We start from the raw sequence: 13609 nt of genomic DNA, 5'->3' as shown, positions 1-13609 counted from the left end.
CGAATCGAATAATTTTGATTGTAAAATTTTTCTGAAAAAGCGTAATTTTTATGCCACATTTATTGGAATATAGAACAAAGGAATTTTATGTGTAGATTTTGGGTTGTATTAATTGCATTAATGATGCTTTTTGCCAATGGAAGCGCTTTGATTGATTTGGATTATAAAATCGGTGCGGGCTATCGAGAAGATCGCTTTAGATGGTCCATCTCTGCTCCTGGAGGAAATCCAGATGTGTTATCGGAGCTGACGTGGAAAGATTTATGCAGTTACAATCTTATGGGAACTGGTAAAATTTCTATATGTTCAATTACAGCCCGCTTTAAAGGCGATTATGGGAAGATTTACCATGGGCAGAATCGAGATTCAGACTATCTAGAGAGTGGAAGAAAGCAAGAATATTCTCGTTCAATCAACGATGCTGGTAAAGGTGAGGTTTTTGATCTATCCGCTGCAATAGGCTTTCAAACTACCTGGTTTTGCCAAATGCTTAAAATTATTCCACTAGCCGGATGGTCACATCACGAACTCCATTTAAGACAATTTCATGGACGTCAAACCATTGATTTTGATGGAGAACCAGGGAAAATTTCTAATCTACATAGCAACTACCGGGCAAAATGGGATGGACCCTGGGTTGGAGGGGATCTGTTTTGTTACTTGGGAAGCTGGACCTTGTACGGGACGTTTGAATACCATTGGGCACATTATAAGGGGCAAGGACATTGGAATTTACGCTGGGATTTCTTAAAAGATTTTAGACAAAAGGCGCATGCCACAGGGACGTTTTATACTTTAGGAACGCAGTATCAATTTGATTGTGGTTGGTTAATTGGATTAGAAGGAAATTTTCTACGCATGAACACGTGGCATGGTATGGATTACATCTACTCGATCTTTGGCAAGGGCGCAACCCCTTTCAATGGGGCTAAATGGCGTTCGTATAGCGTTTTAGGGACGCTTTCTTATATGCTCTAAAAAAAACGAGGCATCTTAGGATGCCTCGTTTTTTAGAAAGAGATATCGACAGCGTCTTTCAGCCTCGAAATAATCATTTGAAGGGCTTGTGAGTTATCTCCATGGCTGGGAATAATCACATCTGCATAAATTTTAATCGGTTCGACAAATTTTGAATGCATCGGTTTGACAGTTTTTAAATACTGCTCTTTGATACTTGTAAAATCTCTTCCACGTTCCTTGATATCGCGTTCTAAGCGACGCAGGATCCGTATATCATCTTCTGCTTCCACGTAAATTTTTAAATCCAAAAGTTCTCGGATATTTGGAATAGACAGCAAAAGGATCCCTTCAATAATCACAATTTTGGTTGGAAAAACCAAGGTGGTGTCCTGGGTCCGGCTGTGTGTTTTAAAATCATAATGGGGTTTGTAGATGGGTTGCCAAGCTTTTAATTGCAGCAAATGTGTTTGCAATAATTCGAAGTCTAACGAGGTCGGGTGGTCAAAGTTTTTTTTGGCTCTTTCTGAAAGAGGTAAATCTGAGAGGTCTTTATAGTAGCAATCCTGCTCGATGAGCGAAGCTTGATTTCCAAAAGCTTCTTGAATTTGTTTTGCTAGCCGTGTTTTACCGGAACCTGTGCCTCCTGCAATTCCAATAATCATCATATGCTCCGCTAACAAAAGATGTGAGAAGATCAAAAAAAATAAAAAAGTGATTCTAAACATCTGGTGATCTCAGTTAAAGGTGCTAATTATCAACATTTAGTGCTGTAATCGACGTAGATACAGCCTACCCATATGTGATAGGGGCTATATGACAAAATTGCAATCATTTTTATTGAGGCAGTAGATACTTTTTTAAAAGAAGGTTGTGAGCGGATTTACATCCACCAAAAGTTTCATCCCATGGGGAATAGAAGTACGTTGAAGGGTTGTTTTAATTGCCTGATTTGCCGCGTAGATGCTTGGACCGCGCACCAAAAATTGAAAGCGAAAACGATCTTTTACTTTTGCGTGTCCAGAAGGAATGACAGGGCTTAAAACGAATATTTCGGGGAGATTCGTTTGCAACTTGCTGCGAAAAATTTGGGAAAACTCGAGAGTTTCTTTTTCATTTGAACCTGAAAAATTCAGCTTGACCATACTACTAAAGGGGGGGAAATTAAATAACTCGCGTGATGAAATCTCCTCTTCAAAGAAGGCTGTATAGTTTTGTTGAGAAGCCAGTTGAATTGTGAAATTGTCTGGAATATGGGTCTGGATGATCACTTTTCCTTGTGTGATCCCTCTGCCCGCCCTACCAGCAACTTGCGTCATCAGTTGAAAGGCAATTTCAGAGGAGCGAAAATCGGGAATATTTAAAGAGGCATCGCCATTTAAAACACCCACCAAGGTCACTTCAGAAAAATGCAAACCCTTGGCGATCATTTGCGTCCCGATCAAAACGTCGGCTTTGCCTGTGCCAAAGTCTCGCAGGAGCTTTTGGTGACTGCCCTTGTGTTTTGTTGTATCTGCATCAATCCGGATCGTTCGAATATCCGGAAAAATCGCATGCAAAGAGCGTTCGATTAATTCTGTCCCTACTCCTTGGAATTTCATGGGAGTATCTTTTTTGCAGTTGGGGCACGTGGACGGTGGAGGGGAGATGGTAAAATCACACAAATGGCAGGAGAGGCTATTGCGCGAATAATAAAACGTGAGAGCTAACGAACAGTGTGGGCATTTTATTGCTGTTTGACAGCTTGGGCATGTTAGGGTGGTGTGGTAGCCACGTCTGTTTAGAAAAAGGATTGTCTGTTCACCCGTAGTTAACCGCTTTTCAATTTCATTTAGAAGGAGTTCAGAAAAGTTGGTAAATCCTTTTGCTTTTTCAAACTCCCTTTTCATATCGACAATTGTGACAGAAGGAAGCAAGGACGATTCGGCTCTTTTTTTTAAAAGACTGATAACATACTTTCCTTTGATTGCATTGTAGTAACTTTCGATGCTAGGGGTAGCGCTTCCCAAAAGAACGGTAGCCTGAGCGATCTTGCCTCGCATGACTGCGATGTCTCTGGCATGGTAGCAAGGAGATTCTTCTTGTTGCTTATACGACTGCTCGTGCTCTTCATCTACAATCACTAAGCCCAAGTTGGGGACAGGGCTAAATACAGCAGAACGTGCTCCAATTACAATGCGAGCCTCGCCCCGTCGGATTTTATGCCATTCATCAAAACGCTCACCATGACTTAAGCGATGGTGTAAAATGGCGATGTTATCGGGAAAACGGCTTTTAAAACGTTCGATTGTTTGGGCAGTCAATGAGATTTCTGGAACAAGCATAATGGCGCTTTTTTGCATCTGCAGGGCTTTTTCAATAGCCTGTAAATAGACTTCCGTTTTACCACTGCCAGTGATTCCGTATAAAAGATGCGTTTGAAAAATACCAGCCTCAAGAGAATGCGCGATTTTGGTAAAAGCCTCTTGTTGTTCTGCGCTTAAAATTTTGGGTTTTGTTAAGAGGTACTCTTCTCCAATCAGAGGGGAGCGATCGATGCGCACGGGTTCGACAAGAAGGTATCCCTTAGCCGCCAACGTATCGACAGGGCTTCGCGAACCACCCGTTTTTTCTAAGAGCTCTGAAAGTAGAATCCCTTTTTTGACTAGTAGCATCTCATCTAGCACCGCAGCTTGAGCGGAGTGCTTGTTGCGGATGGTCTCGCACACCTCTTTTAATTGCTCACGAGTTTGCTTTCGCATGACGAATAGCTGTTGCTTATGCTGCATGTCTTTGCGAATGCTAGAGGGGACAAGAATTTTGAAAACCTGCGATAGGGGAGCTAAATAGTAGCGAGAGATCCATAAAGCGAGCTCGAAAAGGTCTTCCGAAATTTGAACATCTGGAAAAATGCGTTGGATAGGGGATACTCTTGCATAATCTGCAGTTTCTTTGATTTCCATGATGTAGCCATTTCGTAGGCTGCCACGCAAAGGAACTTCAACCCGGACCCCTTTTTTAGCTTCTGGAACTAAATCTTCAGGGATTCCGTAATCGAGCGTCTTTTCAATGGCAACATCGAGAATGACGGCTGCATATTTCGTAAATTTTTGGGGTTTCACAGGAGCCTTCAGCTTTTTAACATTTCACACAAGACTTGCCATAACGAAAGCTTTAGCTTGGGTTCTTTTAAGTATAAAGAGAGATCAGACAATAAAAGTAGGGGGATGCGATCTAAATAGTGGCGGGATTGCTTTTGTGTTTCTCGATAAAAAGGGATCAGCTGGGGGCAGCTTTGAATTCCAGCATCTGTTGCAATGATAAGGCGTAAATCTTGAGATTGAAAAAGAGCGCTCCACTCATTTAAAGCTTCAATGGAAAAAGCGGAACGTATTTCAACTGGCTGTGGAACAAGATGTTCAATGGCTTTTGCTAAATTTTGCAGAAAAAGAGACAGCTTAGAGGGTTCACCAAATGAAAGAATAATCACTGCAGGAGAGCTTTGAGGAAGTTTCCATAACTCTTTTTTCTGTCTAGCTTCCGCATCATCGGGAATATGTGTTGTCAGAGTTCTCGCAGGAAAAAGTTTTTGAAACGCCGCATGAAATGGCTCAAAAGAATCGGCCGTAGGAGTTGGCGGAAGTTCTAAATGCCATTCTGCCTGAGTTTTTGCAGGTGAGGCTTCTGATTCTTTAGCTAAAGTTGTCTTATTTTCTTCTTTTGCAAGAATAGCAGATAACAAAGGTTTTTTTTTAGGAGGGGCCTGTGGAGTAGTCGCTGCAATGGGGAGGGGAGTAAAAGAGGGATTGATTGGTGCTGTTTTTGGGGAAAGTTTAGCCTCTTTTTGGGATTGTGCCCGCTTTTTAAAATATGTAAAAGCCTGTGATTCCGCCAGTGTCCAATCTTTTAGCTGATGCTCTTGAAACACATACAATTGAGTGAGAGTTAAAAGGTCAGCAAACTGTTTTTCAATATCCATCATGTTAAAACAACGACTTGTAGGTCCGTGATTTTGCTCGCAATGAGGGGGAGAAGATCAAAGAATCCTCGCTCTCCATATTTTTGGAGCAAAAATTGACCCGCTTCAGGGACCCCATTTTGGAACATTTTTTCGAAAATTTTATTCACAAAATTCTTTTCGTAAATTTGATCAAATTCTTCTTTTTGCTGAAGAATGTAAAATAAAATATTTTCATCCCGACTAAAGGTTAAAGAAACGCGCGCTATCAGACGGGTCAGACGTTGGATTTGGCCGAATATTTTTTCTACAGTGAGGATCAAGAGATTTTTTGTTTCTGGAATTTTCTCAATGGGCAAGATCGGCTCCACCAGATTATGTTGGAGAACACGCACATAATCTAAAGCTTGTAAACAAAGCAGCCAAGCGCGATTCGCATAGCGTTGCATCAGGATAGGTGCCTTATCCGAATCTTCTTTATTTTGAGAGAAGAACGTACAATAATTTCTCAATTTCGTTAAGGCTCCTACTTCTAAATTCCACGCGAAAAAACGCATCTGTTCTTGGGCTGAACCTGATAAGTTACGAGCCGTCAGAGTGAATGCATTTAAAAAAGAGGTAAATTCCTCTTCAGAAGTTGATTCTGATTGAGGCATTTTGAGCATGGTGTTTTTCATCAATTCAGTTTCGCGATGAACAGCAATGAATTCGCATAAAATAAATTGAAACAATAAACTGTCCGTCCGGTGATAAAAATGGGCCGGAGCAGGTGTTTTTAAATGTGAGGAGATTTTTGTTGGTTGATGCATCACGTAATCCTCAGAGATCCCACAAAATCAAAGCTTTTCATTCAAACAAAAGATGCGCCAATTGTGCCTGAAATAATCATAAATGAAAAGGAACAAAAATGTTTTTTATCAATTCATTTTTGTTGGTAGAAGGCATCCTTTTTTGCAATCACAATTGATTTGTGGGTTTTTTAACCAGAGAATGAAAGGCGTTTTTCGATCTGCAAGAAGTGTCGTATCGACCCAAAAATTCAGAAATGCTTTGCCGTAATGTTCAGCTCCTTCCATAGAAGCATAGCTATACCCTGGGACAGGATTAACGCATGTAGAGATATAAATTTTTCCTTGGCGAGGTTGATCTGATGCTGAAAAAGCGTACCCAATAAAAAAGGCAGGGATTAGATTATTTTCATTGATGGCATCATTCCAGTTGAGTGTGACTAAAGGAATGAGATCATATCCAATCTCCCTTTCAGTAAGTTGGAATAATTCGTTGATGTCGACTTTCATCGAAATGCCATTAAACATGGAGCGAAGATTTTGAGTTGGAAAGATATTTAACATGCCAGTGTCATTCATGCGGATTTGCTTTCCCCAATGGGCAACCCGAGCGACATCTCTTTCAAATACACGTTTTGCACCAAAGGCGACAATCGGTTGAAACGTTTGGATGGCCTGTTGGCTAACTGTTTTAAGTGCCGATGCAGGATGAATAAGACTTCCATAACCGATAATCTCGACTTCAGATTTTTTAAAAAGTTGAAAAATAACCTCTAGTTGATTTTTTGTGATCGGATACGCAAGCTTGGGATATTTGCCCTCTTGCTCATTAAAAAAAATTTGAGCTTGCTGAATCAAATAGTCTTGCCTCGAGTTGCTCCAAGGAAAATTTTCAGAAAATAAATTAAAAAATGTTCCAAAAATAAAAAGAGAAAATAGGTACTTTATCATTATTAGCAAACCTTTCTAATTGAATTTAGATATATTTTTTTATATGATTATATCATTATTAAAATTCAATAGATTCTCAAATGTTAGATAGAATTCAGAATAAAGTTTATGTTACTTATGCTAAGTATATCCAAGAAAGTTTCAACGAGTTAAATAAAAAGTCGACGTCCAAAAAAATTTATGGACTGGCGATTCGGTGGTTAGCTTATATCTTTCTGTCGGGTTCGGAGCGCACGTGTATAAAAAAATGGGTTATGGGTGAAAAACAAGAGTCACATAAAAAAATAGCCTCCACTTTTTCAAGTGTAATCGCAAAAGATGCAATCCCTACTGTTGATTTTTTGCATGCGAGTGAAAAAAAAGAGCGACATGATGTTTCTCTCAAAGCCCTTTTCTATAAAGCAGTTAAAGAAAACGATCTTTTCGCAGTCCAACAATTTTTGCCTTCAGTCACTAAAACCTCCGAGCAAAGCGAGTATTTGGAATTGGCGGTTCGTTTAGGACGCCTAGAAGTCGTCTCACAGATGCAACAATCTCAATGGTTGAATAGTCGCAAACGAAAAGAGACTTTATTCATATTAGCGATTGAATGCGGCCATGTTCCTCTCGTTCAGTTTTTTCTTAACAATCATGTGCGATTGAATTGCAAAACAAAGCAGGGATCACCTTTAGCCGCGGCATTTATTTATAAAAAAATCGAAGTCGCTCAATATTTGATTCAAGAGGGAGCTCAATTTCGCGCGTCAAAAAAACAAGTGAAGGCAATTTTCTTTCATTTAGCACTCAATAAAAATCGGGAGTTGGCCGAGTTATTCGTAAAAGAAGGTTTGCCTGGATCCTTGCATCCTAAATATAAAAATGAGCTTTTTGATCTGGCTTGTTACTTCGGATTTCTTGAATTTCTTCAAAAGCTTGTTTCTCAATCTCTTGATTTAAAAAAACTCGATAAAAAATCGAAAGAGAGCCTTTTAATCGCCGCAGTTCTAGGAAAGCAAGAAGCGGTTGTCAAATTTTTAATCGGTCAGGGTATTATAATAAAAAAAAGAGATTTTGATCCTTTAGTTGAAGCTGCATTTGAATCTTTCTCATTAGTGAAGCTACTTGTTGAAAACCAGGTTGAAATAGATCAACCTAACAAGTGGGGATTTTCTCCTTTGCTTGTGGCTTTAACAGAAGGCAATGAAGAATGTGCCCACTACTTGCTTCAGAGAGGAGCGAATTTAGAGCGTTGCCAAAACATTCGAATTCAAAAAATTATTAGCAACCTATTCGCATTGCGTGGAAAATCAACACTCGATTCGCATATATTTGCATGGGAAGGGATGAACTATGGATTTGGGATACAAGCCTTAAAGGAAAGCGTTGAAAAATTTTTCAGTGAACCCTTGACCCAACCAATTTGTGCATGGCCGAATGTTGCATCTCAAAAGCAAATGTTAGATGGCCTTGAAAATGTGAGGTTGAATCGAACATCTTCAAAGACCGAAGAAGAAATAATAGCAGACTATCAGCAAGGAAAAATGGTTTTATTGACTTCGGGATGGGTCGGGCATGCTTGCTATCGATTACTTTACAAGGGTTTTTATGTAGAAGTCAATCGAGGGAGACTCTATGAAGATGGAGAATCTTCGGGATATAAGATTTACAAAATCGATGCAGCTTTAACATCTAAGCTTGTTAAAATGATGCGGCGGGGAGAAAAGCGTCCACTCGAATTTGTGCAAAAGGATCGAAAAAAAATTCATTCGCGATTGGATTTGAAGCAAATTGTGGAAGGCAAGCTGAAAGCACAAAAAGTTGGAAACTGTGCCATCGCCAGCGGAAAAGCTATTTTTCGGATGATGCTACTTGTTGATCAATTCGATACGCTTAGATTAAATAATGAGACAGAGGATCCCCAGCAATGGCTTTTAGAAGCTGAAAAAGCAAGTTCCCAGCTTTATAAATCCTTTTCCACAGATGCCAGAGAAAGAGCTATTCATCAGGCCCTCATTTTTTACCAAGATAAGAAAAAAGAAGAAATCCCTTTTTTACTTTTGCTTTTTGTTCTCGCAAAATTTAAAGGCAATAAAGAAACAAGCTTGGCCTTGGCTCTATTCTTGCAAAAGCAGGGGGTGGATTGGAAGCTAAAAAATGAGCAGGGCAAGGGATTTGTGGATTATGTACGCGCACATAACAATCTCACTTTAATCCCTTTCCTCATGAGCAAAGGCTTATTTGCCTCCTTTTGATACGAGGCGATCCCAGTATACCCGCATTTCCTTTGAAAGATATGGGCGGATAAATCCATAAGAAGGGGAGCCTCGTACATATTCAGTATCTACAAAAGCAAATTTTCCGGATGTTGTTAAAGGAAGGTTATCCGGACGAATAGACACTTTAGATAACCTGCTGACAATCGTGTATAATTCTTTCAATTGTTCCTGCCCAATTTGATTTCTCCACGTATCCAGTGTTTCTTGATAAGGGACAAGATTCATTTTTTGCACAACTAAAGCCACTGGTTTTTGTTTGTAAGCACTTGAGGAAGGGGGAGAAGGTTTCAAAGGAAGTGGATAAACCCATTTTTTTGGCACAGTAAACGACTTTATATGGTGTTTGTCGATCAAATCGGCAACTTTTTTGGCATATTCGCAGCGTCGTGCAAACCATTCCCACTCTGGTTTACTGCGTTTTTTCCGTAATTCGTTATCCAAAACAACTTTGAGTAAATAATGAGGAAAAGATGGATGAGCAAGGACGTGGATAAAGCTTCTTCCCTGAACAGAAATAACCTGAAAATTCGCATCGCTCAAAGATTGAGGGTTTTGAGTTGCTCTCGCGTGTAAAAAGATTTTATCCAAATGCGATTTGACCGCGTGTTTTTTGGGGAGTAAATACGGCATGAGCTTTTTGCGTGCAGAAGAACTCAATTTTGGATTTTTTTGAAAGTCATTGTAATGGGCAGAAAATTTGAGTGCGGCTTTAAGAGGATCTTTCTCAGAACTGTTGTAGTAATTTTTCCATTTTTGCCATTTGCCTTCGGACGCATCCATTCCAGAAGTGCTTACCCAATTTAAGAGATTGAGAAGCTTGTTTTTTTCCCCATCATGAATTGTTGTGGCGAGTTTATTTTGAATCTGGTTGCAAGCATGCATTGTCAGCAGATATTTTTTTTGGTTAAGAAAAGCTTTAGATTCCTCGGTTAAATCCGTCAATGCTTCTAAAGAGGCTTCAACCGCATCTTCGTTGATAGACGTTAACCATAGGCTGTGAACTTCAAGAAAGCAGGGAAAAAGATCCAAAAAGATTTCTTCCTTTGGTTGCTTAAAATCAATGTGCCTAAAATGATGAAAGGCATTGCTAATCGATTGTGCATATGTTTGGGAGGTTTCTCGACAACAAAAACTTTCGACAGTCTGCCAGAGCTCCATCACATCATCTTCGGAAAAAGAAACACTTTCAAATGGGGCATTTTGTTCGTCCGATAAGGAAAGGCACAATTGCTCTAGGTAATAAGTGAGGGAAGCGGCCGCATTTTGGCTGGCTTCATCTGTTGAAAAAAAGTTTTTAGCGCAGAGTGAAAATGTAAAAAAAAGGGTAAAGCAAAAAGTCAACAAACGTTTCATAAGAGGTCTCCAAGGCATTCAATTTTTTTTGATCATCTTAGTCCTTGTGTGCAGAATGTGCAAGTTTTCTTTAGAGATTTTTCTAAAATTGAAGTTTCCCTTGATCGATTATTAGGGGATTTGCTATAAAGTAGCCTTATTCACGGAAGAGTGGCAGAGCGGCCGATTGCGTCTGTCTTGAAAACAGAAGGCCTGAAAGGGTCCGGGGGTTCGAATCCCTCCTCTTCCGATTCTTTCTTGAATCAGATCGAGCACCACATAAGCTTATCCAATCGCTATTACAGTGATGAAATCGCCTTTTTGCCCTTCATTTCTAAGTTTGAAAATAGAAAATTCAGAAACGGTCTCTTTTTCTCAACTTTTGTATTTTTGGATTGTTTTTCCATTATTATATCCCATTGGACTAAGTAGGGCTCTATTTGCATCTTAATTTAAGATCAAACCTTCTCTCAAAAAATAGAGTTCAAGTTTAGCTTGTTTTCTTAAATCATCCCGCAGATGAAATTCTCGAAAAGATTGCTTTAGCCGATCTCCGCAATCGTAAACAAGAGTAACTTATTCTTTGAACGACAAATTGCTTTCGGTTCTTTCAGGTTGAAGACTCGGTAATTTCAAAAATCTTGATAAGCTCGAAGCCTAATCAAAATGAAAAACATTACAAAGAAGGTGATCGATAAAGCTCGCGAGCGCTCTTTTATATCTTTTGCTAGATTTGTCTATGAAGCGAAAACTAGCTAGCTTCCGCAATTCTGGAAAACCCCGAATACATCTAGTTTCCTCAAAACATTTTGATCGTGCGTATTTAAAGCTTCATTTTTGTTGAAATTCTCATGTTTTTATTAATCTCATAAGTTTTATTTGTTTTCGTCACCTCATAAATTTATATAATCTTAATGTAAAAGTAATAAAATTGTTTTTTTTAACAAAATCGTATATAGGCAATAAATGAGTATTAAATTTGAACAAACTCCCTATCTTAAGGTCATTAGAGAGAATGAAAAATTTAAGAATGATAGGAAGATTTTCGATTATACCAAGGAACATTTACAATTTAGGTATGGCGATGTCAATCGTCAGAAGTTTAACAAAAAGTATTCAGCAGAAGGTTGGTTTGGACGAAAAATAACAGCTCTTCCTGCAGCAATTTGGTCAGGGGTTGTTAAGGTTATTTATCACTTTGTTAAAGCGATTTTTATAGGAGTTCCCAAAGCATTTTTTGATAAAGGACAATGCCTAAAAGCCCATTTTTTTAATGTTGCAAGGGATTTTCAGGAATCATACGGAAGATTGGCCTCACTTTTTAATGAATCGATACGGGCAATTTCATGTTCAAGAAAGCCAATTTCAAAAAACTTGTTATGACTGCTTTATAGAAAATGTCAAAGGTGCAAATAGCTCAAAATTGACTGGGTCTTATTATAGATTACACGTATTAAAATATGGTGTGATGATTGATAGCGAAGCAAAAAAAACGTCTCTATCAGATTATAAAGGAAAAACAATAGAAGAGCGTAACAAGTTGCTTCACAGGTTTAATTTGATTCAAGCTTTTTCCCAATTTTCAGCTTCTGATATAAGCTTGAATGACTTCATTGATCGGACAGACATAGAAATATTAAAGATTCTTACTCTTGAAGATGTGATTATTCCATTCCAGCACTCTAAATTGAAATTTGCTTTACTGAACGAAGACAAATTCAATGCTTTAAGTGTTAGAGATCTTCAAGAAGACTCTATTAATCCAGATCAATTCTCTTTCATCAGGCAGAGATTAGAAAAACTGTTTAAGAATGAAGGGAAAAGCTCCAAACAAAAAACAATTAACGATTACAGTGATATTCACGATATTCCTTTAAAAGATCTAACTCAAATTAGTGCCGATGACATCAATAAATATAAAGAAAAGATTCCACCTGTAGCCTTTACCTTTTTCACAAACGATCAGATTCAGAATCTGAAGCTTTCCGAAATGCAAGCTACCCAAAACAAAGCATTATTTTTTGCTTTAGATGAAGCTAAAGCAAAGGAAAGACTAGCTCTTTTTGATGGACAAGATGTTGTCGATGCTATTCATAAGGGGTTAATGACAGGAAGTGTACTAAAGTTTCTCTCCGATAAGCATGTAAAAGAGCTGAAATTAAAACAACTAAGTAAAGAGCAGGTTGATGTCATTTTTTGTTACAAAGATGATTCCAGCCAAGATGCTTGTTGTTTTAAAGCTTTTAATGTTGATGATGTTCAAAGTGCAATTGAAGAAGGTATTCTTACAACTACTTATCAGTTACAGCTACTGACAGATCAACAGTTGAAAGGTGTTCGGTTATCTAAATTGTCCACTGAGACAATCGACCATATGTTTCCCTCTCGCGATGATAATACGCCTGATTTGAAGCGGTTTGCAAACTTTGAGGTAGAAGAAGTTCAAGCTGCATTAAACACAGGATTGATAACAACCACTTATCAGTTACAGCTACTGACGGATCAACAATTGAAAGGTGTTCAGTTATCTAAATTATCCAGTGAGACAATCAACCGTATGTTTCCCTCTCTCGATGATAATATGGCTGATCTGAAGCGGTTTGCTAACTTTGAGGTAGCAGAAGTTCAAGCAGTGTTGGACAGCGAGAAACTCAATGCATATCAAGTTAAACTCATATCGATCGAACAGATAAAGAGCTTTGAGTTCTCCTCCATGTCTCAAAAAATGATAAATATGCTTTTTCCTCCTTATTCGGTGGATTATTTCAAAGAGAAGTATTCTAGTTGGAGCTATACCTTTAGAGAGGTGAATGGAAAAGTTCTAGAAAATAGCTCAAGGAAGCGATGTGCTTACACCGAAGACGAATTGCAGAAAATGTCAAAAGATCAGAAACAGAAGAATGAAGAACTTTTGGCACAACTCTCGCTGAATCAAAGAAAATATTTGGAATCACATCTTTATCAAAAAGATAACTCTACTACCAGGGGCAGTTCACAACCGTATTTTGATTCATTTAATTTCTTCTTTAACAATTTTTTTCAGCAAGAGTTTGGAAGTGGTTTTTTTGGTGAATCCGATCCCTTCCGTCAATTTTTTGGGGAAGGATTTGCTGTTGGAACTCAACCAAGTCAAAACGAAAGTTTTGCTGCTTTAGGGTTGCAGCCAAATGCTTCAAAAGAAGAAATAAAAAAAGCATACAAACAATTAGCATTGAAATATCACCCAGACAGGAATTTGAGGCGGCTTGATGAGAAAGAGTCTGATTATGAAATAAGAAGAAAAGAGTGTGAGGAGAAATTTAAAGAAGTTTCTCTCGCATTTGCAAATCTGGCGGCAGAATGATACTGTGGGGTAGTTTTGTCTCAAGCCTAATGAAGCCTTATTTAGA

General features: G+C 38.6%; 10 protein-coding genes and 1 tRNA gene. 5 read left to right on the top strand and 6 right to left on the bottom strand.

Going from position 1 to position 13609, the window contains the following annotated elements; translation table 11 throughout:
• Positions 1 to 87 precede the first annotated feature (87 nt).
• Positions 88 to 978, top strand: coding sequence for a hypothetical protein (locus AOM43_RS02175; protein WP_013924546.1), 891 nt, complete (start codon positions 88 to 90; stop codon positions 976 to 978).
• A 32-nt stretch (positions 979 to 1010) separates the two neighbouring features.
• Here AOM43_RS02175 and udk read toward each other — a convergent pair whose 3' ends face one another.
• The 5 genes from udk to AOM43_RS02150 form a co-directional block, all read right to left on the bottom strand.
• Positions 1011 to 1625, bottom strand: a complete 615-nt coding sequence (gene udk, locus AOM43_RS02170) for a uridine kinase (RefSeq protein ID WP_226987366.1) — start codon at positions 1623 to 1625, stop codon at positions 1011 to 1013.
• 192 nt (positions 1626 to 1817) lie between these two features.
• Positions 1818 to 4058, bottom strand: coding sequence for a primosomal protein N' (gene priA, locus AOM43_RS02165; RefSeq protein WP_059358837.1), 2241 nt, complete (start codon positions 4056 to 4058; stop codon positions 1818 to 1820).
• 8 nt (positions 4059 to 4066) lie between these two features.
• Positions 4067 to 4918, bottom strand: a complete 852-nt coding sequence (locus AOM43_RS02160) for a hypothetical protein (protein WP_006342305.1) — start codon at positions 4916 to 4918, stop codon at positions 4067 to 4069.
• Positions 4915 to 5703 carry a hypothetical protein gene (locus AOM43_RS02155; RefSeq protein WP_059358835.1) on the bottom strand — a complete coding sequence of 263 codons (789 nt, stop codon included), beginning with the start codon at positions 5701 to 5703 and terminating at the stop codon, positions 4915 to 4917. Before AOM43_RS02155 ends, AOM43_RS02160 begins: the two co-directional genes overlap by 4 nt.
• Positions 5704 to 5811: 108 nt before the next feature.
• On the bottom strand, positions 5812 to 6633 hold the full coding sequence (locus AOM43_RS02150; protein ID WP_059358833.1) for a hypothetical protein: 822 nt from the start codon (positions 6631 to 6633) through the stop codon (positions 5812 to 5814).
• An 80-nt stretch (positions 6634 to 6713) separates the two neighbouring features.
• On the opposite strand from AOM43_RS02150, the gene AOM43_RS02145 reads away from it, so the two are divergent.
• A complete protein-coding gene (locus AOM43_RS02145; RefSeq protein ID WP_059358830.1) occupies positions 6714 to 8864 on the top strand; it encodes an ankyrin repeat domain-containing protein in 2151 nt (716 codons plus the stop codon).
• On the opposite strand, the gene AOM43_RS02140 is transcribed toward AOM43_RS02145, so the two are convergent.
• The gene (locus AOM43_RS02140) at positions 8847 to 10241 is read right to left on the bottom strand and encodes a hypothetical protein (RefSeq protein WP_013924550.1); all 1395 of its coding nucleotides are present in this window, start codon (positions 10239 to 10241) and stop codon (positions 8847 to 8849) included. The genes AOM43_RS02145 and AOM43_RS02140 overlap by 18 nt on opposite strands.
• A gap of 144 nt (positions 10242 to 10385) precedes the next feature.
• On the opposite strand from AOM43_RS02140, the gene AOM43_RS02135 reads away from it, so the two are divergent.
• The 3 genes from AOM43_RS02135 to AOM43_RS02130 all read left to right on the top strand — a co-directional run bounded on the left by AOM43_RS02135 (position 10386) and on the right by AOM43_RS02130 (position 13563).
• Positions 10386 to 10470, top strand: a tRNA-Ser gene (locus AOM43_RS02135).
• A gap of 716 nt (positions 10471 to 11186) precedes the next feature.
• Positions 11187 to 11603, top strand: a complete 417-nt coding sequence (locus AOM43_RS13625; RefSeq protein ID WP_226987365.1) for a hypothetical protein — start codon at positions 11187 to 11189, stop codon at positions 11601 to 11603.
• 85 nt (positions 11604 to 11688) lie between these two features.
• Entirely contained in the window at positions 11689 to 13563 is a 1875-nt protein-coding gene (locus tag AOM43_RS02130) for a J domain-containing protein (protein WP_226987364.1), read from the top strand.
• The last annotated feature ends 46 nt before the right edge of the window (positions 13564 to 13609 follow it).

The sequence above is a fragment of the Parachlamydia acanthamoebae genome (genome assembly GCF_000875975.1).
GTDB classification, from domain to species: Bacteria; Chlamydiota; Chlamydiia; order Chlamydiales; family Parachlamydiaceae; genus Parachlamydia; species Parachlamydia acanthamoebae.
Note: the sequence above shows the minus strand (reverse complement) of the source record. Positions and strands in the feature narration are given on the sequence as shown.

Bases quoted from the DNA above. Each gene is read 5' to 3' on its own strand.
- AOM43_RS02155 (WP_059358835.1), bottom strand. From the start codon at position 5,703: ATGCATCAACCAACAAAAATCTCCTCACATTTAAAAACACCTGCTCCG.
- udk (WP_226987366.1), bottom strand. From the start codon at position 1,625: ATGATGATTATTGGAATTGCAGGAGGCACAGGTTCCGGTAAAACACGG.
- AOM43_RS02160 (WP_006342305.1), bottom strand. From the start codon at position 4,918: ATGATGGATATTGAAAAACAGTTTGCTGACCTTTTAACTCTCACTCAA.
- AOM43_RS02130 (WP_226987364.1), top strand. From the start codon at position 11,689: ATGATTGATAGCGAAGCAAAAAAAACGTCTCTATCAGATTATAAAGGA.
- AOM43_RS02175 (WP_013924546.1), top strand. From the start codon at position 88: ATGTGTAGATTTTGGGTTGTATTAATTGCATTAATGATGCTTTTTGCC.
- AOM43_RS13625 (WP_226987365.1), top strand. From the start codon at position 11,187: ATGAGTATTAAATTTGAACAAACTCCCTATCTTAAGGTCATTAGAGAG.
- AOM43_RS02140 (WP_013924550.1), bottom strand. From the start codon at position 10,241: ATGAAACGTTTGTTGACTTTTTGCTTTACCCTTTTTTTTACATTTTCA.
- AOM43_RS02150 (WP_059358833.1), bottom strand. From the start codon at position 6,633: ATGATAAAGTACCTATTTTCTCTTTTTATTTTTGGAACATTTTTTAAT.
- AOM43_RS02145 (WP_059358830.1), top strand. From the start codon at position 6,714: ATGTTAGATAGAATTCAGAATAAAGTTTATGTTACTTATGCTAAGTAT.